Source organism: Streptomyces dioscori, from assembly GCF_003024195.1.
Classification (GTDB): Bacteria; Actinomycetota; Actinomycetes; order Streptomycetales; family Streptomycetaceae; genus Streptomyces; species Streptomyces dioscori.
In genome coordinates this window covers 1-21,274 of sequence record NZ_KZ679061.1, presented here as the reverse complement: position 1 = coordinate 21,274, position 21,274 = coordinate 1, and the positions used below count along the sequence as shown (strand labels likewise).

Sequence of the window (21,274 nt, the reverse complement as noted above, 5' to 3'; positions counted from 1 at the left end):
CGCACCCGGTGCCCGGCGCTCAGCCCCCTCCCGCAGCCCGCAACAACCGCTCCGCCTCAGCAACCCGAGCCACCCCGACGTCGTCGGAGCCGGCGCTGTCGTCGGCCTGGGCGTAGGCGTCAAGGACCGCTCGGGCCCGCCCAACAGCCTCGCCCGGCCGCTCAAGATCCGCCTCCAGCCACCCCGCGGCAAGCTGCGCCCCCGTCCGGTCATGGAGCGCACCCTCACCGAGCGAGAGAAACCCCGACGCGGCCAGCGTGTAATGCCCCAGCGCCTCCTCGAACACGGCACGGATCGCGTCGTCCGCGGCACCCTCGGGCACGGACCGTGCAACCAGGTCGCCGAACTGCCGGTGCGTATGGGCGAGTTCGGCGACCAGTGACCCACGAGCAGCCTCCCTGCCCGCGTCTCCGTCCTCGTCCCTGTCCCCGGACTCGGACTCGGGCCCGGACACGGAACCGGTCACACCCGCCTCGCACGCCCCGACGGCCCGTCCCATCAACCCCCGCGCCACATCGACCCCCGCGCCCGCAGACACCTCGGCGTCCCCGGCACCTTCAAGGCCCCCGCCGTCCCGCCCGCGTACAGCGAGCCACGCGCGGGCCCGCAGCGACCGGACCAGCCCGTGGACGTTTCCGAGGGCCGCCCACAGATCCCCGGCACGCTCATAGGCCAGCTCCGCCTCAGGAAGCTGCCCCGCGTGCCCGAGCGCCTCCGCGGCGAGGTGCGCGAGCGTCGCGTGGTCCTGCTGCTCGGGCCACCGCCGCGCGAGGTCGGCCGCCCGGAGCCAGTGCTCGGCGGCCTCGCGGTGCCCACCCAGCTCGGTGAGACAGTCACCGAGCCACCACCGGGTCTGCACGATCGCCTCGTCGCCGTGCGTGTCCGCGCTCAGTTCCGTCAGCGCCGACTCCAGGACCTCCGCGGCCTCCGCCCACCGCTCCTGGCGCAGCAGGAAGCCGCCCAGCTGATGCCGCGCCCAGGCGCCGAACGTGGCACTCTCGCCGCCCTCGTCGGCCCAGTGCGACGCCTCCAGGGCGTGGTCCGCCGCCGGCCCGAACCGCCCTGTGGCGCCGAGGATCTCGGCCAGCTGGAGATGCAGCTGGGCATGCCCGACCGCCTCCATGAAGGGCGCCCCGTGCTCCAGCGCGGCCCTGGCCGCCCGCTCGGCCGCCCCGGCGTCGCCCAGCCGGCGCGCGAGCCCGGTCAGCCGGGCCTCGTACTCGACCGCGAACCACGGCACCCCGGCCGCGACGAACGCCTCCGAGGCCGCCGTGAGCAGCTCGGCGGCCTTCTCCGTGTCTCCGGAGAGCGCCGCGAGCTCCCCGAGCATCGCCTGAGCCTCCGCGGCCCGCGAGGCGACCAGGAGATCGTCCCCGGCGCCCGGCCCGGCGAGGGCCAGCAGTTCCCGGGCGGCGGTCCGGGCAGCGTTCCTGGCGGCGGCCGAAGCCTTCGACCTGCCCCCCGATCCGCCCTCCGAGCCGCCGTTCACCCCGTTCGTCGCCGCCGCCTCGTGCACCTGCTGCAGCAGAATCCGGGCCCGCCCGACCAGCACGGAAGCGGCCTGCGGGAGCCCGGTCGCCCCCTCCGCGAAGAGCGCGAGCACCAGCTCGTACGGCTCCGAGACGGCGGCCAGTGCCTCCTCGCTCCGGCCGGACAGGGCCAGCGCGTACGCTCCACGCGCGCGTGCCGCCAGTGCCTCGCCCGGGTCGCCCGCGTCCTCGTACAACTCGGCGGCGCGGGCGAACAGTTCCACGCCCTCCGGGCCGAGCCCCATCGCCTGGTGGTCAACCATCTCTGCCCGGTCGCGAGGAGCCAGCTCCTGCTCCCCGGCGCCCTCGACGGCCCCGGCGGCCTCCACGGCTCCGACGGCCTCGGCGACCGCCGCCCACGCCGCGACGGATTCCGGATGCAGCGACGCCGAGAGCCGCCGGGCCTCGGCGAGCAGCGCGGGCAGCTCCGGCCCCGCGTCGGCGACGGGAGCCGGCGCCGACCGCACGGGAGCGGTGGCGACGCCGGTCACCGCCGCTGCCCGTACCCCCAGCGGCAGGCGCTCCACCAGCGGCTGCCGGTCCATGCGCCGACGGATCCGCTCGCTCACCCGTGTCGTGCCGTTGCGCGCGTCGAAGCGCCCGGCCAGCGAAAGTGCCTCCACGCGCGCGTGGGCGCCGAGTTCGGCCGCCGTCCAGGTGCGCCCCGCCGGACCCGGCACGGTCTGGGCGCCGAGCCCGAGCGAGGTCAGCCGGTCCGCGAGCAGGGCGACCACGGCCAGGAAGTCCATACGGCTGCGCGGCTCCCCGCCGTCCGTGAAGTACGAGGGCCGCTCCGACAGCAGTTCCAGGGCACGCGCCTCGTTGCCGCTGAGCACGCAGAACTCCACGTGGTCCGCGTACGCGCCGCGCATGCTCTCCATGGGGCGCACCAGCCGGAAACCGCGCAAGTGGTGGGCGCGTGCCTCATCCGTACGGCCGAGGCGCAGCAGGGGCAGCAGCGAGGACGCGAGAACGGCGTGCGGTTCGTGGGCGCAGGTGTACTCGCCGTCCAGGACCGGCCGCCACAGGTCGAGCGCCTCGGCGTCCGCGCCCCGTTCCGCCCGCCAGCCGCCCTGGTCGTGCAACTCGCAGGCGTGGCAGTCGGCCATGGCGTCCCGGTCCGCGGCGAGCCACGCCGCGTACGCGCGCTCGGCCCGCCCCAGGTCGCCGACCTCCCGGGCCACGGTGAACTCGGCGGCGCGCACGGCTCGTTCGGAGTGTCCGGCGAGCCGGTAGCGGTGTTCCATCTCGCCGAGCCACTTCTCGATGGAGGCGAGCGGTATGTGCGGCTGGCCGAGCATCCCCGAGGACACCCACTTGAAGACCCAGTGCAGGGAGTGGATCTCGTACTCGTCGAAGTCCTCGGGCCGTTCGTCCCACATGCGCAGCAGACGCGCGAAGGGGACGAACATCCGGTCCTTCTCGGAGCTGTAGTTGTAGACCTTCAGCTGGTGGCCGAGCGCCTCGATCACCGCGAGCGGGATGTTCAGCTTCTCGGCCTCGGTGAGCAGCTGCTCCGCGCGCGCGTTGCGGGCGGGGCCCTCCGGCTGCTCGTAGTTGTCCTGCATCGCCCGGCGCAGCGCGTCGAAGTCCCTGCCCCTGCCCCTGTCCATGTCCATGTCCATGGGCTCGCTCATCGGTGGCCCTCCTCCGGGGGGTCGTTGTGGGTGGCCCACTCCAGGAGGCCCATGAAGGCGCGGTTCAGCAGTGCCGAGTCCGCGGGCCGCAGTGGTCGCTGGGCCATCAGCAGGGCCTGCCCGTAGAGCGACTCCGTGGCCGTGCCGATCAGCTCCCGGTCGTCGAGCGAACTGATCCGCCGGATCAGCGGGTTCAGGTGGTTGAGCACCAGCCGCGCGCGCGGGGCGGTGCCGCGCAGCGAGCCGAGGATGCCCGCCCACAGGTCGTCGGCCTGTTCCTCGGCGTCCGCGCGGGCCTGCTCGTGGCGGGCCGCCCGGTCGTCCAGGTGCAGGGCCGGCACGGAGAGCGGATGGAAGGCCCGCAGGACGACATCGCACCCCAGGGGGTCGAGTTTCGCCCGCGCGGCCCCCAGGAAGGCCGACAGGGCCAGCTCCACCGCCGGGTCGACCGCGTCCAGATGGGCGGTCACCGTGTCGGCGTCCAGCTCCGCGACGACCGTTCCCGGGCGTACGGAGGGCAGGGCCTCGACCAGTTCGGTGTCGTACGTGTAGCCGCCGTTGACGACCCCCACGCCCTGCGCGGACGCGATCTGCGCGACCTGCCGGTACTCCTCCACGGTCCGCGTGAAGTGCACCACCGGATGCCGCTGCGCGAACTCCTCCAGGGACAGCCGCCCGTCGGTCGTCTCGAACGGCAGCCACGGCAGCATCGTGCGCAGCATCTCGCCGTCGTGCCGCGCCAGGGACTTCACCCCCAGGTGGTGCACGGACAGGAAGGCGGCGAGGCGCTCCGGATCCCCGGCCGCGAGCCCCGTCAGCCAGGTCCGGATCCGCTCGCCCAGCGCCTCCCGTACGCCCGCCAGGGTCTCGTCCTCGTACAGTGACTCCCTCGACGCGGTGGGCCGCAGGCTGTCCGTGTCCAGGACGCAGCGCACGAAGAACGCCCAGTCGGGCAGCAGCTGTTCGGCCCGCTCGGTGAGCAGCATGCCCTTCAGATGGACGCGGTGACCGGCACGCTGGGCGGGGCTGACCGCGGACGGCAGCACGTACGCCACTCCGCGGATCCCGGCCAGCGGCACGTTCAGCTCGATCGAGTCCAGCGGGGTGAACCCGAACAGGTCGTGGCAGTGCCGGGCCAGGGCGACCCGCCGGGCGGAGGGGCCGGGATACGAGCGGTCCCAGGGCGCCGGCAGATCCGTCACGGCCTCGTCGCCCACCCGGACGTCGTACGGCAGCAGCGAACCGAAGTCCCGGGCCAGCGACAGCACCCGCTCCTCGGCCAGCCAGTCGGCGGCGCCCGGACGGGCCTCCAGATACACGGTGGTGCCCGGTTCGGCACGGGCCTCGGGCGGCAGCGTACGGACCCGGTACGAGCCGTCGTCGCTCGCCGTCCACTCCACGGGTGGTGCGTCGGGCGTACGCGCGCTGCGGCTGACCACCCGGATGCGTTCGGCGACCACGAAGCAGGCGAGCAGGCCGATGCCGAACTGGCCCAGGAAGTCGGAACGGGCCGACTCCAGGCCGTCCGCCCGCTTGGAACTGCGGCCGATGGTCGCGAGGAGGCTGTGCACGTCCTCCTCGGTGAGCCCGATCCCGGAGTCCTCCACGCGCAGGGTGCCGTCCTCGGCGAACAGACGCACCTGGGCAGGCGCGTCCGGCTGCTCGGCACGCCGGGCGGTGATCGCGTCCACGGCGTTCTGCAGCAGTTCGCGCAGATAGACCTTGGGACTGGAGTAGAGGTGGTGGGAGAGAAGGTCCACGAGGCCGCGCAGGTCGACCTGGAACGAATGAGGTGACTGGGATGACTGGGGTGCCTGAGACGGCTGTGGGATCTGGGAGTCCATCGTCGCTGCGCCGGTGGGGGGACGTGCGACGGCGCGGGGTCGGGCGGTCCCGTGACGAGGCGACCGCGAACAGTGCCGGAGCCGCACATCCTAGAGCCGGAACGAGCCGTCTGACCAGGGGATTTCCGGTACGTATACGGCATTGTCAGTGGGGTGGTGTGCAATGGATCTCGTGCCCGCGCTCGAAGAACCACTGAAGAAGGTGCTCGGACCCGCCACCGCGAAGGTGATGGCCGAGCATCTCGGCCTGCACACCGTCGGTGACCTGCTGCACCACTATCCGCGCAGATACGAGGAGCGCGGGCAGCTCACGCACCTCGCCGACCTGCCCATGGACGAGCACGTGACGGTGGTCGCCCAGGTCGCCGACGCCCGCCTGCTCACGTTCGCCTCGGCCAAGGCACCCCGCGGCAAGGGCCAGCGCCTCGAAGTGACCATCACGGACGGCAGCGGCCAGCTCAAGCTGGTCTTCTTCGGCAACGGCGTGCACAAGCCCCACAAGGACCTCCTGCCCGGCACCCGCGCGCTGTTCTCGGGCAAGGTCTCCGTCTTCAACCGCCGCCTCCAGCTGGCCCATCCGGCGTACGAGCCACTGCGCGGCGAGGACGCGGACGAGGCCGTGGACAGCTGGGCCGGGGCACTGATCCCGCTCTACCCCGCCACCGCCAAACTGGAGTCCTGGAAGATCGCCAAAGCGGTGCAGACGGTGCTGCCGAGCGTCCAGGAGGCCGTCGACCCGCTGCCGGAACCGCTCCAGGAGGGCCGGGGCCTGGTCTCCCTGCCGGAGGCTCTCCTCAAGATCCACCGCCCGCACACCAAGGCGGACATCGAGGACGCCCGCGCCCGCCTCAAGTGGGACGAGGCCTTCGTCCTCCAGGTGGCCCTCGCCCGCCGCCGCCACGCGGACTCCCAACTGCCCGCGGTGGCAAGGAAACCCCAGCAGGACGGCCTGCTGACCGCCTTCGACGCGAAGCTCCCCTTCACGCTCACGGAAGGCCAGCAGAAGGTCTCCAAGGAAATCTTCGACGACCTCGCCACGGAACACCCGATGCACCGGCTGCTCCAGGGGGAGGTGGGTTCCGGGAAGACGATGGTGGCCCTGCGCGCCATGCTCGCCGTGGTCGACGCGGGCGGACAGGCCGCGATGCTCGCCCCCACCGAGGTGCTCGCCCAGCAGCACCACCGGTCGATCACCGAGATGATGGGGGAGCTGGCCGAGGGCGGCATGCTCGGCGGGGCCGAGGACTCCACCAAGGTCGTGCTGCTCACCGGCTCCATGGGCGCGGCCGGCCGCCGGCAGGCGCTCCTCGACCTGGTCACCGGCGAGGCAGGGCTCGTCATCGGCACGCACGCGCTGATCGAGGACAAGGTGCAGTTCCACGACCTGGGCCTGGTCGTGGTGGACGAACAGCACCGGTTCGGTGTGGAACAGCGCGACGCCCTGCGCGGCAAGGGCAAGCAGCCCCCGCACCTGCTGGTGATGACCGCCACGCCCATCCCACGCACGGTCGCCATGACCGTCTTCGGCGACCTGGACACCTCGGTCCTCGACCAGCTCCCCGCCGGCCGCTCGCCCATCGCCAGCCATGTCGTCCCGGCCGCCGACAAGCCCCACTTCCTCTCGCGCGCGTGGGAGCGCGTGCGGGAGGAGGTGTCGAACGGGCACCAGGCGTACGTGGTCTGCCCCCGCATCGGTGACGAGGACGACGACCCGAAGAAGTCGAAGAAGAAACCGTCGCCCGAGGACGAGGCCGAGAAGCGCCCGCCCCTCGCCGTGCTGGAGGTCGCCGACCAGCTCGCCAGAGGCCCGCTCCAGGGACTCAAGGTCGAAGTGCTGCACGGCCGCATGCCCCCGGACGACAAGGACGCCGTGATGCGGCGCTTCGCCGCCGGGGAGACGCACGTCCTGGTCGCCACGACGGTCATCGAGGTCGGGGTGAACGTGCCGAACGCGACCGCGATGGTGATCATGGACGCCGACCGGTTCGGCGTCTCCCAGCTCCACCAGCTGCGCGGCCGGGTCGGGCGTGGTTCCGCCGCGGGCCTGTGCCTGCTCGTCACCGAGATGCCGGAGGCGAGCCCGGCCCGCCAGCGGCTGACCTCGGTGGCGTCCACGCTCGACGGCTTCGAGCTCTCCCGCATCGACCTCGAACAGCGGCGCGAGGGCGATGTCCTGGGCCAGGCCCAGTCCGGGGCCCGCACGTCCCTGCGGATGCTCACGGTCATCGACGACGAGGACATCATCGCCGAGGCCCGCGAGGAGGCGACGGCGGTGGTGTCCGCCGACCCGGACCTCACGCACCTCCCCGGCCTGCGCACGGCGCTCCAGGCCCTGCTGGACGACGAAAGAGAGCAGTACCTGGACAAAGGCTGAGAGCCGCCTTCCCCTGGGGGCTGCGCCCCCAGACCCCCGCATCGGCCTGAACGGCCTCGTCCTCAAACGCCGGACGGGCTTAAATGCAGAGGCGCAGCCCCGCTTCCCAGCCGCCGAGATGAAAGGCACGGCGAAGCCGGCTTTTCAGGGGCGCGGGGAACGGCGCGCTCGGCCCTCACCGGCCCGCACCCGACGAAGGACCCCGAGGGCAGGGGCGCAGCCCCGCCTCCCGGGGGCGCGGGGAACTGCGCGACCAGCCCCCACCGGACCCGCACCCGCCCACCGTGCGAAGGACCCCCCACCTGCCAGACTGATCCCGTGACCACCCCCTCCGGCAAGGCGGCCGGTAACGCCGACAAGGACCCCACATGACCCGCGTGATCGCAGGCGTCGCGGGCGGCAGACGCCTCGCGGTCCCGCCAGGCACCGGCACAAGACCCACCTCCGACCGCGCCCGCGAGGGCCTCTTCTCCACCTGGCAGTCCCTGCTCGGCGGCCCCCTGGACGGCGACCGCGTCCTTGACCTGTACGCCGGCTCGGGCGCCATCGGCCTGGAGGCGCTGAGCCGCGGCGCAGGCCACACCCTGCTCGTGGAGGCCGACGCCCGCGCCACCCGCACGATCCGCGAGAACGTGCAGACACTCGGCCTGCCCGGCGCCGAGGTGAGGTCCGGCAAGGCGGAACAGATCGTCCGCACCGCCGCCCCGGAGGCCCCGTACGACCTGGTGTTCCTCGATCCGCCGTACGCGGTCACGGACGACGATCTTCGCGAGATCCTGCTCACACTCCGTGCGGGGGGCTGGCTCGCGGACGATGCGCTCGTCACCGTTGAACGCAGTACAAGAGGCGGCGAATTCCGATGGCCGGACGGCTTCGAGGCCCTGCGCTCCCGTCGCTACGGCGAGGGAACGTTTTGGTACGGTCGCGCCGCCTCTACGTGCGAAGACGCACGATGACCGGACCGGAGAGCGAGGGATCTGAAGTGCGCCGCGCCGTCTGTCCCGGGTCGTTCGACCCGATTACCAACGGACATCTCGACATCATCGCCAGAGCCTCCAAGCTGTACGACGTCGTGCACGTCGCGGTGATGATCAACCAGTCCAAGAAGGGCCTCTTCGAGATCGAGGAGCGCATCGACCTGATCCGCCAGGTCACGGCGGAGTTCGGGAACGTCGAGGTGGAGTCCTTCCACGGCCTCCTCGTCGACTTCTGCAAGGAGCGCGACATCCCGGCCATCGTGAAGGGCCTGCGCGCGGTCAGTGACTTCGACTACGAGTTGCAGATGGCCCAGATGAACAACGGTCTGTCCGGCGTCGAGACCCTCTTCGTGCCGACCAACCCCACCTACAGCTTCCTCTCCTCCTCGCTGGTCAAGGAGGTCGCGACCTGGGGCGGAGACGTCTCCCACCTGGTCCCGCCGCTGGTCCTCGGGGCCCTGACGGAACGTCTCAAGACGGACTGAGCAAGTCCGGCATCCGGTGTCGGACGGGGCGGGAGTGGTCGTACAGTCGAACCGTCCGTCTCCATCACGGTTGTAGAGAGTGGCGAGCACACGGTGGACGTGCAGAAGAAGCTCGATGAGATCGTCTCGACGGTCGGCAACGCCCGCTCGATGCCCATGTCGGCCTCGTGCGTGGTCAACCGCGCCGAGCTGCTCTCCCTGCTCGAAGAGGTACGCCAGGCGCTGCCCGGCTCTCTCGCCCAGGCCGAGGAACTGATCGGCGGCCGCGAGCAGATGGTCGAGCAGGCCCGTCTTGAGGCCGAGCGGATCGTCGAGTCAGCGCACGCCGAGCGCGGCTCGCTGATCTCCGACACCGAGGTCGCCCGCCGCTCGCAGAACGAGGCCGACCGCATCCTGGCCGAGGCCCGCAAGGAGGCCGAGGAGGTCCGCGCCGAGGCGGACGAGTACGTCGACTCCAAGCTCGCCAACTTCGAGGTCGTCCTCACCAAGACCCTCGGCTCGGTGGGCCGCGGCCGCGAGAAGCTGCTGGGCACCGGCCCCGGCACCGACGAGCAGGGGTACGAGGACGAGGACGCCCCCGAGCGCAGCCTCGACCCGGAGACCCTGCGCCACAACGCCGACCAGTACGTCGACGTCAAGCTCGGCGCCTTCGAGGCCGTCCTCGCCAAGACCCTGGACGCCGTCGGCCGCGGCCGGCAGAAGCTGCACGGCCGGATCGCCAGCGACGACCTGGGCGACCTGGGCGCCTTCGGCGAGGACGGGACGACCGGGCAGCACACCACCGACGCCGAGTACCTGGACGGCCTCGCGGAGATCCCCGAGCAGGCCGCCAGGCCCCGGGCCGCCGACCAGCCCCGGCCCCCGGCGGAGGTGCCCCACCAGCAGCAGTACGGGCAGCAGGACGCGTACGCCTACCAGCAGCAGCCCGCCGACCCGTACGGCTACCAGCAACAGCAGTACGCGCAGCACGACGGGTACGGCTACCAGCAGAACGCCGACCCGTACGCCGCCTACCCGCAGCAGGGGTACGACCAGCAGGCCCAGCAGAGCGCGTACGACCAGGGCGGACAGCAGCAGGCGTACGCCCAGGCTCCCCAGACGCCCCAGCCGCAGGAGAACGCGCTCGACGAGACCAGTCTCTTCGACACCACCATGATCAGCGCGGAGCAGCTGCGGGCGTACGAACAGGGGCGCTGACCGGAGGCCCGGCGAGGGCCACGGGAGGGGTACGGGCACCGGATTGGGCCGTGAGCGAAAGGTCCAGTATCCTGGCTCTTCGGTCGTGTGCACGTCCGCGATCACCGCTGCCCGGGAATCACCGAGGGCAGCACCCCGAGTTTCGAGATCGAAAGCAGGAATGGCTCTGAACGCCCGCCTCGACCACCGCAACCCTCTCGTGTTCGACACACACGAGCTGGGGCGGCGTCCCGGTGCGCTGCAGCGCCTGACCCGTGAGATCGACGCTCCCAAGGACCTCGGTCTGCAGGGAGTCATCGGAGTGCCGGAAGGCGCCCCGGTGAAACTCGACCTCCGTCTGGAGTCGGTCATGGAAGGGGTGCTTGTCACAGGCACCGCCCATGCACTGGCCAAGGGGGAGTGCGTAAGGTGTCTGGAGCCGGTCGAGCAGCAGCTCGAAACGGATTTCCAGGAGATGTTCTCGTACCCTGACGCCGACGACCGGGGCCGTGTGAAAGCGGAGCCGGCCGACGACGCCGAGGACGACGAGGACACGCTCTTCATCGAGGACGGTTTGTTCGACCTCGAACCCGTGCTGCGTGATGCGGTGGTGCTCGCACTGCCGATGCAGCCGGTGTGCCAGGACGACTGCCCGGGCCTGTGCTCCCAGTGTGGAGCCCGGCTCGCGGACGACCCGGACCACCATCATGACGCCGTCGACATCCGTTGGGCGGCACTGCAGGGACTCGCCGGTTCACTCGAAGATGGCGAGAAGGACGAGTTGGCCGGCGGCGCGCTTCCATCAGCGCCCGCCGACGAGAAGCAGGAGAAGTAGCCGTGGCTGTTCCGAAGCGGAAGATGTCGCGCAGCAACACGCGCCACCGCCGGTCGCAGTGGAAGGCTGCGGTCCCCACCCTGGTTGCGTGCGAGCGCTGCCACGAGCCCAAGCTGCAGCACATCGCGTGCCCTGCTTGTGGCACCTACAACAAGCGCCAGGTCCTCGAGGTCTGAGCGGCTGGTGAGAGGCACTGTGTCTAGCCCCAAGAAGGCGGACGACGCCAAGGCGGAAGTCAGCGCCAAGAAAAAGGCGGAGAACACAGCCTCGTCCCACACCCTTCTGGAAGGGCGGCTCGGGTACAAACTTGAGTCCGCCCTTCTGGTGCGTGCACTGACCCACCGTTCGTACGCGTACGAGAACGGCGGTCTGCCGACCAACGAGCGTCTGGAGTTCCTCGGGGACTCCGTGCTCGGCCTCGTGGTCACGGACACGCTGTACACGACCCACCCCGACCTGCCCGAAGGCCAGCTGGCCAAGTTGCGGGCCGCGGTGGTCAACTCGCGTGCGCTTGCGGAGGTGGGCCGTGAGCTCGACCTCGGCTCCTTCATCCGGCTCGGCCGGGGCGAAGAGGGCACAGGTGGCCGGGACAAGGCTTCCATCCTCGCCGACACCCTTGAAGCGGTGATCGGCGCTGTCTATCTCGACCAGGGTCTGGGTGCGGCGGGCGAACTCGTCCACCGTCTCTTCGATCCCCTGATCGAGAAATCCTCGAATCTGGGTGCGGGCCTGGACTGGAAGACCAGTCTCCAGGAACTCACGGCGACCGAGGGGCTCGGGGTTCCCGAGTACCTGGTCACCGAGACCGGCCCCGATCATGAGAAGACCTTCACTGCTGCTGCCCGCGTCGGAGGCGTCTCGTACGGCACCGGCACCGGCCGCAGCAAGAAGGAGGCGGAGCAGCAGGCCGCGGAGTCCGCCTGGCGGGCCATCCGCGCCGCCGCGGACGAGCGTGCCGCGGCAGCCGCCACCGCCGAACCGGAGGCCCCGACGGTCGAGGTCACGGAGGAGCCGCCCGCCGCCTCCTCCCCACCCACGACCGACCCGGCCTCAGCCTGACCCCAAGCCTTTGCCCGCCCCCGACCAACGGGGGCGGGCGAAGTCTTTTCTCCTTCGCTTCCAGGGGCGCGGTCCAGGGGCGCGGGGAACGGCGCAATCTTTGACCTTCGCCCCCCCCAGGGGCGCGGGGAACGGCGCAATCTTTTGTCTTGAGGGGGGCGCAGCCCCCAAGGGGCGCGGGGAACGGCGCGACCAGCCCTCACCCACCCGCACTCGAACACCACCCGCACCCGAACATGGAACCGCCCCCCTCCGGAGGAGCCCGTGCCAGAACTGCCCGAGGTCGAGGTCGTACGGCGAGGCCTCGAACGCTGGGTGAGCGGCCGAATCGTCGCGGACACCAGCGTCCTGCACCCCCGAGCCGTCCGCCGCCACATCGCCGGCGGCGAGGACTTCGGCGCCCGCCTCAAGGGCCACCGCATCGGACTGGCCCAGCGCCGCGGCAAATACCTCTGGCTGCCGCTCGCGGACTCCGCGACCGCCGTCCTCGCCCACCTCGGCATGAGCGGCCAGCTTCTCGTCCAGCCGCAGGACGCGACCGACGAGAAGCACCTGCGCATCCGCGTCCGGTTCGAGGACGCCCTCGGCACGGAACTCCGCTTCGTCGACCAGCGCACCTTCGGCGGTCTCTCCCTGCACGAGACCTCGCCCGACGGACTCCCCGACGTCATCGCGCACATCGCGCGCGACCCCCTGGACCCGTTGTTCGACGACGACGCGTTCCACGAGGCGCTGCGGCGCCGGCGCACGACCGTCAAACGCGCCCTGCTCGACCAGTCGTTGATCAGCGGAGTCGGCAACATCTACGCGGACGAGGCCCTCTGGCGCGCGCGGCTCCACTACGAGCGCCCCACGACCGGGTTCACGCGCCCGCGCACGGCCGAACTCCTGGGCCACGTACGCGATGTGATGAACGCGGCGCTCGCCGTCGGCGGCACCAGCTTCGACAGTCTCTACGTCAACGTGAACGGCGAGTCGGGCTATTTCGACCGTTCACTCGACGCGTACGGGCGTGAGGGCGAGCCGTGCCGACGCTGTGGCACCGTGATGCGGCGCAGGCCGTGGATGAACCGGTCCAGCTACTTCTGTCCGCGCTGTCAGCGTCCGCCGCGCGCGGTGTCGTAGCGCTCGCGGGCCTCCAGCACCTCGTCCATACGCCCCTCCACGAGGTGGATGAGGGCCAGCAGCCGTCCGGCGACCTCGCGGCCCAGCGGCGTCAGCTCGTAGTCCACCCTCGGTGGGTTCGTCGGCTGTGCGTCCCGGTGCACCAGCCCGTCGCGCTCCAGCGCGTGCAGGGTCTGGGAGAGCATCTTCTCGCTCACGCCGTCGACGCGCCGGCGCAGTTCGTTGAAGCGCAGTGATCCCTCGGCCTCGGGCAGTGCTGCCAGCGCCCCCAGCGTGAGTGCGCCCCAGCGCCCCGTGACGTGCTCAAGGGTGCCCCGGGAGGGGCATGCCTTGGAGAACACGTCGTACGCGAGGTCAGGCGTCTCGGTGAGGTCCACGCGGTGAGCGTACTCCGATGCAGCGCTCACCAGAAGTGGGCACTAACCAGAAGCAGGCGCTAACCAGAAGTTAGCGCCTGCTTCCCGCTTCCGTACGGTCCGGCTAGTAGCCGAAGTCCTGCGTCCACCACGGGCCGCCCGACGCGAAGTGCGCGCCGACGCCGAGGGTCTTGAAGTCGCAGTTCAGGATGTTCGCGCGGTGGCCGGGGCTGTTCATCCAGGCTTCCATCACCGCGGCGGCGTCGGCCTGGCCGCGGGCGATGTTCTCGCCGCCGAGGTTCGCTATGCCGAGCTTTTCCGCCCGGTCCCAGGGGGAGGCCCCGTCCGGATCCGTGTGGTCGAAGAAGTCCCGTGCGGCCATGTCCTCGCTGAAGGACTCGGCCAGCGCGGCCAGCGAGCTGGACGCGGTCACCGGGCTGCAGCCCGCCTTGGCCCGCTCGTCGTTGACCAGGGAGAGGACCGCGGCCTCGGCCGTGGACGGCGTGGAGGCTGCCTTCGACGGTGTGGTCTCGGCGGGGGCATTCGTCGCCGGAGCCTTCGCGGCGGGCTCCTCCGTCTTCGACTCCTCGGTGGCCGGAGCCTTCGTCGACGGCTTCGCGGAGGGCTTCTTCGCGGCCTTCTCCGGAGCCTTCGTCGGCGAGACCGAAGGAGAGGAGGGGGAGCGTTCCAGGTCACGGCTCGTGCCCGGGTCCACGCGGTCGTCCGCGGAACCGTTCGTGCCGCCCTGGGTCTCCACGTCGGTCGGGGTGTCCTGGGCACGGACCTTGTCCGAGCCGCCGCCGATGGACAGGGAGTCGCTGCCGGGTATCACCCCGGAGGCGACGGCGACGGCACCCATGGCCACGGCGGCCGAGACACCGAGCAGACCGGTGCGTACGGGCGTCGCGCCCTTCCTGCGGCGGCGCTGGCCGCCTCGCCGGGCACCCCGGTCGGGTGTGTAGTCGCCCGACGCGTGGCCGGCGGGCTCGTCGTCGGTGAAGAGGTAGGCGTCGCTCTTCGAGTAGAGGTCGCCCGTCTCGTGGATGCCGCCCGGGGAGTCGTACATTCCGGCGGTCGAGTACGGGCCGCCCGTCAGGTAGTCCCCGGCGGTGCGGTGGTCGCCCGCGGTGGCGTAGTCGCCCAAGCTCGGGTAGTCGCTCAGGCTCGGGTGGTCGCCGAGGGCGGCGAAGTGGCTCGCGTCATCCGTCGCGTGGCCGCCCGTGTACGTCTCGTACGTATCTGTGACCCCGGTGGCGCGGCCTGTGGCGGCGCGGCCGGCGGCGGAGCGTCGGTGGCGTCCCATCTCCTGGCCTTCCTCATCCTTGCGGTCAACGTTCCTCACCCGAACGAGTGAGGCTCATTGGGTCGGGACGGTACCCCATGGCGCAAGGGGAGGAAGTGCTCCGAGAGCAATTGGCCGGTTAGCGTGCAGCCATGAGTGAGCATACGAGGCTGGTTGCGTGGGTACGCGGGCGCGTGCAAGGCGTGGGTTTCCGCTGGTACACGCGAGCCAGGGCCCTGGAGATCGGCGGCCTGAGTGGTTTTGCTCTCAATTTGGAGGACGGACGGGTCCAGGTGGTCGCGGAGGGCCCCCGTGAGGGGTGTCAGGGGTTGCTGGAGTGGCTCACGGGAGACGACACGCCGGGCAGGGTCGACGGAGTCACTGAGATCTGGGACACGCCCCGTGGCGGTTACGACGGCTTCGCTATCCGGTGAGATCCACTCCGCGGCGGCGGTCTGGGCCCACTTCCACGTGAGCGCGGGGCGTGCGCCGGGTACCCGTCCCGGGGAGAAAGCACCAGGTGGTTGCCAAGAAACCGCCACTCGTGGCAGGCTCCGCCGACAAGGATGATCTCCACGCCCCAGGGGCCCCGACACAGAGGCCGCGCCGCCCGTTCCGAGGCCGCGCGCCGAGGGTCGCCCGCCAATACGGGGCGTGATCGTGTTGACCGTCAAACTTTTTGGTGAGACGCTGAAAGTCCCCGCGCACCTTAGCTGTTTGGCATGTAAGAGCGGCAGTAAGAACACAAGATCGCCAAGCATCGCGGGTGCGATTCCCTCACGACCCACACCGCTTCGGTCGGTCACTCAGTGTGGAGGACCATCCATCATGGCAAAGGCGCTTCTCGGTTACGTCGGCGGCTCCGACCCGCGACTCATTGCCGAGATGCGACGGCTCCAGCAGCGCGTCCAGGACCTGGAATCCGAGCTCGGACGAATCCAGGCCGAGAACGACGCGCTCGCGGCTGCCGCTTCTCACGACTCGCTTCTCGAAAGCATCGACGTACCCCAGGCGGAGCCTGCGCTCACCTGATCGCTGAAGAGCACCCATCACCACCACCAGTGAACAGGCTGCATATGTCAGCCGCTAACAGAGTTGCAAGGGACGCTTCGGCGTCCCTTCTTTCTTTCCCCCGGTGCCCCATTGCTCATCGTCCGCTGTTCACCCTCTTCAACGTCTGATGTGCCCTGCACGTTCATGGGTGAAACCGAGCGTTCGTGGAGTGAGACCGACCAGTTCGACGGACCCGGAAGGTAAAGTCCGGCTGCGTGCACCTCAAGGCTCTGACTCTCCGCGGGTTCAAATCGTTCGCCTCGGCCACCACGCTGCGGTTCGAGCCGGGCATCACCTGCGTCGTGGGACCCAACGGCTCCGGCAAGTCCAACGTCGTGGACGCCCTGAGCTGGGTCATGGGGGAGCAGGGCGCCAAGTCGCTGCGCGGCGGCAAGATGGAGGACGTCATCTTCGCCGGCACCACGGGGCGGCCCCCGCTCGGCCGCGCAGAGGTCTCGCTGACGATCGACAACTCCGACGGCGCACTGCCCATCGAGTACGCCGAGGTCACCATCACGCGGATCATGTTCCGCAACGGCGGCAGCGAGTACCAGATCAACGGCGACACCTGCCGGCTGCTGGACATCCAGGAGCTGTTGTCCGACTCCGGCATCGGCCGTGAGATGCATGTCATCGTCGGACAGGGCCAGCTCGACTCCGTCCTGCACGCCGATCCGATGGGCCGCCGCGCCTTCATCGAGGAGGCCGCGGGCGTCCTCAAGCACCGCAAGCGCAAGGAGAAGGCGCTGCGGAAGCTGGACGCGATGCAGGCCAACCTCGCGCGCGTGCAGGACCTCACCGACGAGCTGCGGCGGCAGTTGAAGCCGCTCGGCCGGCAGGCCGCCGTCGCGCGCCGGGCCGCCGTCATCCAGGCCGACCTCCGGGACGCCCGGCTGAGGCTGCTCGCCGACGACCTCGTACGGCTGCGTGGGGCGCTCCAGGCCGAGGTCGCCGACGAGGCCGCGCTCAAGGAGCGCAAGGAGGCCGCCGAGGCCGAGCTGCGCAGGGCCCTCCAGCGCGAGGCGACGCTGGAGGACGAGGTGCGGCGGCTCGCCCCGCGCCTGCAGCGGGCCCAGCAGACCTGGTACGAGCTGTCGCAGCTGGCCGAGCGGGTGCGCGGCACGGTCTCGCTCGCGGACGCCCGGGTGAAGAGCGCCACCGCCCAGCCGCCCGAGGAGCGGCGCGGACGCGACCCCGAGGACATGGAACGCGAGGCCGCGCGGGTACGGGAGCAGGAGGCCGAACTCGAAGCTGCCCTGGAGGCGGCCGAGCACGCCCTGGAGGACACGGTCGCCCACCGGGCCGACCTGGAGCGTGAACTGGCGGTTGAGGAACGGCGGCTGAAGGACGTGGCCCGGGCCATCGCCGACCGCCGCGAGGGGCTGGCCCGGCTGAGCGGTCAGGTCAACGCGGCCCGATCGCGTGCCGCCTCCGCCCAGTCCGAGATCGACCGGCTCGCCGCCGCCCGCGACGAGGCACAGGACCGCGCGGTCGCCGCGCAGGAGGAGTACGAGCAGCTCAAGGCGGAGGTCGACGGGCTGGACGCGGGTGACGAGGAACTCGCGTCACAGCACGAGGCGGCCAGGAGGGCCCTCGCCGACGCCGAGTCCGCGCTGACTGCGGCCCGTGAGGCGGCCACCTCCGCCGAACGCAGGCGCGCGGCCACCCAGGCCCGGCGCGACGCGCTCGCCCTCGGTCTGCGCCGCAAGGACGGCACGGGGGCGCTGCTCGCGGCGAAGGACCGGCTGTCGGGGCTGCTCGGCCCCGCCGCCGAACTGCTCACGGTCGCCCCGGGCCACGAGGTCGCCCTGGCGGCGGCCTTCGGCGCGGCGGCGGACGCGATCGCGGTGACCACGCCCGCCTCTGCGGCCGAAGCCATCCGCCTGCTCCGCAAACAGGACGCGGGCCGGGCGGCGCTGCTGCTGGCGGGGACGCCGGACACCCCGGAGCCGACGGTCACCCCGGGGGCGACGGTCACCCGGGAGCCGACGGTCACTTGGGGGGCGGCGGCCGTCGCGACCGGAGATCCCCGGCCCGTGACGGCCCCGGGCGGCACGTCCGTGACGGGCGATGCCGCCGACGGCGGGGACCGGGAAGGGAACCGGCCGAGGAACCGGGCGGACGGGCGGGCCGGTGAACGGTCCGCCGGGGCGGTCCCGGATCCTGTCCGCACAGGCACAGGCACAGGCACAGGCACAGGCACCGGCACCGGCAGCGACGACGACGGGGGTACCGGGAGTACGGGGGACTTCGGCGGCCGTGCCGAGTCGGGAGCTGCCGCCGAGTCCGGCGACCCGGCCCGCCACGCCGACTCCCTCGGCACCGGTCACCGACGCCCCGAGACGCCCCCCGGCAACCTCCCGTACGCCGCCGATCTCGTCCGAGCGTCCTCCGAACTCATGCCTGCCGTGCGGCGGCTGCTGCGGGGGATCGTCGTGGTGGGGACCCTGGAGGACGCCGAGGATCTGGTCTACGCGCGGCCCGAACTGACCGCCGTGACCGCCGAGGGGGATCTGCTCGGGGCGCACTTCGCGCAGGGCGGTTCCGCCGGGGCGCCCAGCCTGCTCGAAGTGCAGGCGTCGGTCGACGAGGCGGCGGCCGAACTGGAGGAGCTGGGCGTGCTGTGCGAGGAGCTGAGCGCGGCCCAGCAGCACGCCACCGAGCTGCGCAAGGAACGGACCGCGCTCGTCGAGGAGTTGGGTGAGCGGCGGCGCGCCGGGGAGCGGGAGAGGTCCCAGGTCGCGCAGCAGCTCGGGCGGCTGGCCGGGCAGGCGCGGGGTGCCGTGGGGGAGGCCGAGCGGAGCACCGCCGCGGCCGCCCGTGCGCAGGAAGCCCTCGACCGGGCCCTGGAGGAGGCGGAGGAGCTGGCCGAACGGCTCGTCGTCGCCGAGGAGATGCCGGTCGAGGAGGAACCCGACACCTCCGTACGGGACCGGCTCGCGGCCGACGGGGCCAACGCGCGGCAGACCGAGATGGAGGCCCGGCTCCAGGTGCGTACGCACGAGGAACGGGTCAAGGGGCTCGCCGGGCGGGCCGACTCGCTCGACCGGGCCGCGCGCGCCGAACGCGAGGCACGGGCCCGCGCCGAGCAGCGCCGGGCGCGGCTGCGGCACGAGGCCGCGGTGGCCGGGGCGGTCGCCTCCGGCGCCCGGCAGCTGCTCGCCCACGTCGAGGTCTCCCTCGGCCGGGCGGACGAGGAGCGGACAGCCGCGGAGAGCGCCAAGGCGCGCCGGGAGCAGGATCTCGTCGTCGCCCGGAACCAGGGCCGCGATCTCAAGGCCGAGCTGGACAAGCTCACGGACTCGGTGCACCGCGGTGAGGTGCTCGGGGCCGAGAAACGGCTGCGGATCGAGCAGCTGGAGGCGAAGGCGCTGGAGGAGCTGGGCGTCGAACCGGCGGGGCTCGTCGCGGACTTCGGGCCCACCCAGCTCGTCCCGCCCTCCCTGCCCGCCGAGGGCGAGGAGCTGCCGGACGACCCGGAGCATCCGCGGAACCAGCCGCGCCCCTTCCACCGGTCCGAGCAGGAGAAGCGGCTCAAGGCGGCCGAGCGGGCCTACCAGCAGCTCGGGAAGGTCAATCCGCTCGCGCTGGAGGAGTTCGCCGCGCTGGAGGAACGCCACAAGTTCCTCAGCGAGCAGCTGGAGGACCTGAAGAAGACGCGCATCGACCTCCTCCAGGTGGTGAAGGAGGTCGACGAGCGGGTCGAGCAGGTCTTCACCGAGGCGTTCCGGGACACGGCTCGGGAGTTCGAGGGGGTCTTCGGTCGGCTGTTCCCGGGCGGTGACGGCAGGCTGATCCTGACCGATCCCGACAACATGCTCACCACGGGCGTCGATGTCGAGGCGAGGCCCCCGGGCAAGAAGGTCAAGCGGCTCTCGCTGCTGTCGGGTGGCGAGCGGTCGCTGACCGCCGTCGCGATGCTCGTGGCGATCTTCAAGGCCCGGCCGAGCCCGTTCTATGTGATGGACGAGGTCGAGGCGGCGCTCGACGACACCAATCTGCAGCGGCTGATCGGGATCATGCGGGAGCTGCAGGAGGCCTCGCAGCTGATCGTGATCACGCACCAGAAGCGGACGATGGAGGTCGCCGACGCGCTGTACGGCGTCTCCATGCAGGGCGACGGCGTGTCGAAGGTCATCAGCCAACGACTGCGCTGACGCCGACCACGCCCCTGCCGGCAGCCGCGCCCCGGTCGGCACTCGCGCCTGGGCGAGCGCCGGCGTCTCGACCGGCACCTACGCGGGGCCGGTCGGCGCCCGCGCCCAAGCCGGCCCCGCGTCGGTCCTCGCCCGAACGGCGGTACCGGCCGTTCCGGGCGCCAGGGAACAGCCGTACGCGACCGACGGCGGTTGTGGCGTTCCCCACGCCGCTTACGGGGTATCCGTAGCTACGCAGCCCCTGTCTCTTCAAGTCTTGAACACTGTTCCGTCACATTGGGTGGTTTCTCGTTGCCCTCTCTACACCGGACCCTGTGTTGACTTCGAAACTTGAAGGCATAGTCTCTGCTTCGTTGCTTTTACCTTCAGGTGGTGGGTGGCGTAAACGTGTGCGCCACTGGAGACACCGTCCGGAAGGGCTCGCCCCCACCCCCGGCAGTGAGGCCGGTGGCCCGAGGAGTTACACGTGACCAGCACAGCGCAGCCACCCCAGTCGGGAGCCCGTCCGGCTCCTCCCGAGCATCTCGGGCATGTCATCTTCATCGCGGCCGCGGCCGCGATGGGCGGTTTCCTCTTCGGGTACGACAGTGCCGTGATCAACGGGGCCGTCGAGGCCATCCGTGACCGGTACGAGGTCGGTTCCGCGGCTTTGGCCCAGGTCATCGCGATCGCTTTGATCGGCTGTGCGATCGGCGCGGCCACCGCGGGCCGGATCGCGGACCGGATCGGCCGGATCCGCTGTATGCAGATCTCGGCGGTGCTGTTCACCGTCAGCGCGGTCGGTTCGGCGCTGCCCTTCGCCCTGTGGGACCTGGCGTTGTGGCGGATCGTCGGCGGGTTCGCGATCGGGATGGCCTCGGTCATCGGCCCGGCCTACATCGCCGAGGTGTCCCCGGCCGCCTACCGCGGGCGGCTCGGCTCGTTCCAGCAGGCCGCGATCGTCATCGGCATCGCGATCTCGCAGCTGGTCAACTGGGGCATCCTCAATGCCGCCGACGGCGACCAGCGCGGCAAGGTGATGGGCCTGGAGGCCTGGCAGGTCATGCTCGGCGTGATGGTCATCCCGGCCGTCATCTACGGGCTGCTGTCCTTCGCGATCCCCGAGTCACCGCGTTTCCTGATCTCCGCGGGCCGTGACAAGCGGGCCCGTGAGGTGCTGCGGGAGGTCGAGGGCGACATCGACCTGGACGCCCGCGTCGCCGAGATCGAGCACGCCATGAAGAGCGAGCACAAGTCGTCCTTCAAGGACCTGCTGGGCGGCACGTTCTTCTTCAAGCCGATCGTGTGGATCGGTATCGGCCTGTCGGTGTTCCAGCAGTTCGTCGGCATCAACGTGGCGTTCTACTACTCCTCCACGCTGTGGCAGTCGGTGGGCGTCGACCCGA

General features: G+C 71.3%; 16 protein-coding genes. 12 read left to right on the top strand and 4 right to left on the bottom strand.

The window, feature by feature from the left end; all coding sequences use genetic code 11:
• Positions 1-19: 19 nt before the first annotated feature.
• Positions 20-3,166, bottom strand: coding sequence for a tetratricopeptide repeat protein (locus C6Y14_RS40395; RefSeq protein ID WP_225891524.1), 3,147 nt, complete (start codon positions 3,164-3,166; stop codon positions 20-22).
• Entirely contained in the window at positions 3,163-5,010 is a 1,848-nt protein-coding gene (locus C6Y14_RS40390; protein ID WP_107021921.1) for an HSP90 family protein, read from the bottom strand. Before C6Y14_RS40390 ends, C6Y14_RS40395 begins: the two co-directional genes overlap by 4 nt.
• Before the next feature lie 163 nt (positions 5,011-5,173).
• Between C6Y14_RS40390 and recG the strand changes: the two genes are divergently transcribed.
• The 8 genes from recG to mutM all read left to right on the top strand — a co-directional run bounded on the left by recG (position 5,174) and on the right by mutM (position 13,041).
• Complete coding sequence (recG, locus tag C6Y14_RS40385; RefSeq protein WP_107021920.1) at positions 5,174-7,384, top strand: ATP-dependent DNA helicase RecG; 2,211 nt, start codon at positions 5,174-5,176, stop codon at positions 7,382-7,384.
• Between the two features lie 368 nt (positions 7,385-7,752).
• Complete coding sequence (rsmD, locus tag C6Y14_RS40380) at positions 7,753-8,340, top strand: 16S rRNA (guanine(966)-N(2))-methyltransferase RsmD (protein ID WP_107021919.1); 588 nt, start codon at positions 7,753-7,755, stop codon at positions 8,338-8,340.
• A 26-nt stretch (positions 8,341-8,366) separates the two neighbouring features.
• Complete coding sequence (gene coaD / locus C6Y14_RS40375) at positions 8,367-8,846, top strand: pantetheine-phosphate adenylyltransferase (RefSeq protein WP_199855041.1); 480 nt, start codon at positions 8,367-8,369, stop codon at positions 8,844-8,846.
• Positions 8,847-8,939: 93 nt separating this feature from the next.
• A complete protein-coding gene (locus C6Y14_RS40370) occupies positions 8,940-10,043 on the top strand; it encodes an ATP synthase F0 subunit B (RefSeq protein WP_107021917.1) in 1,104 nt (367 codons plus the stop codon).
• Positions 10,044-10,203: 160 nt separating this feature from the next.
• Positions 10,204-10,857, top strand: coding sequence for a YceD family protein (locus C6Y14_RS40365; protein WP_107021916.1), 654 nt, complete (start codon positions 10,204-10,206; stop codon positions 10,855-10,857).
• 2 nt (positions 10,858-10,859) lie between these two features.
• Positions 10,860-11,033, top strand: coding sequence for a 50S ribosomal protein L32 (rpmF, locus tag C6Y14_RS40360; RefSeq protein WP_006139588.1), 174 nt, complete (start codon positions 10,860-10,862; stop codon positions 11,031-11,033).
• A gap of 7 nt (positions 11,034-11,040) precedes the next feature.
• A complete protein-coding gene (gene rnc, locus C6Y14_RS40355) occupies positions 11,041-11,916 on the top strand; it encodes a ribonuclease III (protein WP_225891523.1) in 876 nt (291 codons plus the stop codon).
• Between the two features lie 264 nt (positions 11,917-12,180).
• On the top strand, positions 12,181-13,041 hold the full coding sequence (mutM, locus tag C6Y14_RS40350) for a bifunctional DNA-formamidopyrimidine glycosylase/DNA-(apurinic or apyrimidinic site) lyase (protein ID WP_107021915.1): 861 nt from the start codon (positions 12,181-12,183) through the stop codon (positions 13,039-13,041).
• Here mutM and C6Y14_RS40345 read toward each other — a convergent pair.
• Positions 13,014-13,418 carry a winged helix-turn-helix transcriptional regulator gene (locus C6Y14_RS40345; RefSeq protein ID WP_107021914.1) on the bottom strand — a complete coding sequence of 135 codons (405 nt, stop codon included), beginning with the start codon at positions 13,416-13,418 and terminating at the stop codon, positions 13,014-13,016. The two genes, mutM and C6Y14_RS40345, sit on opposite strands and share 28 nt — an antisense overlap.
• Positions 13,419-13,521: 103 nt before the next feature.
• Positions 13,522-14,700, bottom strand: coding sequence for a CAP domain-containing protein (locus C6Y14_RS40340; RefSeq protein WP_107021913.1), 1,179 nt, complete (start codon positions 14,698-14,700; stop codon positions 13,522-13,524).
• 131 nt (positions 14,701-14,831) lie between these two features.
• Between C6Y14_RS40340 and C6Y14_RS40335 the strand changes: the two genes are divergently transcribed.
• The 4 genes from C6Y14_RS40335 to C6Y14_RS40320 form a co-directional block, all read left to right on the top strand.
• On the top strand, positions 14,832-15,113 hold the full coding sequence (locus C6Y14_RS40335; protein WP_107021912.1) for an acylphosphatase: 282 nt from the start codon (positions 14,832-14,834) through the stop codon (positions 15,111-15,113).
• 394 nt (positions 15,114-15,507) lie between these two features.
• Entirely contained in the window at positions 15,508-15,711 is a 204-nt protein-coding gene (locus C6Y14_RS40330) for a hypothetical protein (protein ID WP_107021972.1), read from the top strand.
• Positions 15,712-15,947: 236 nt separating this feature from the next.
• Positions 15,948-19,889: an AAA family ATPase gene (locus C6Y14_RS40325; protein WP_199855038.1), complete on the top strand. Its 3,942-nt coding sequence runs from the start codon at positions 15,948-15,950 to the stop codon at positions 19,887-19,889.
• A gap of 466 nt (positions 19,890-20,355) precedes the next feature.
• On the top strand, positions 20,356-21,274 hold a 919-nt coding region (locus C6Y14_RS40320), incomplete at its 3' end, for an MFS transporter (RefSeq protein WP_159074405.1).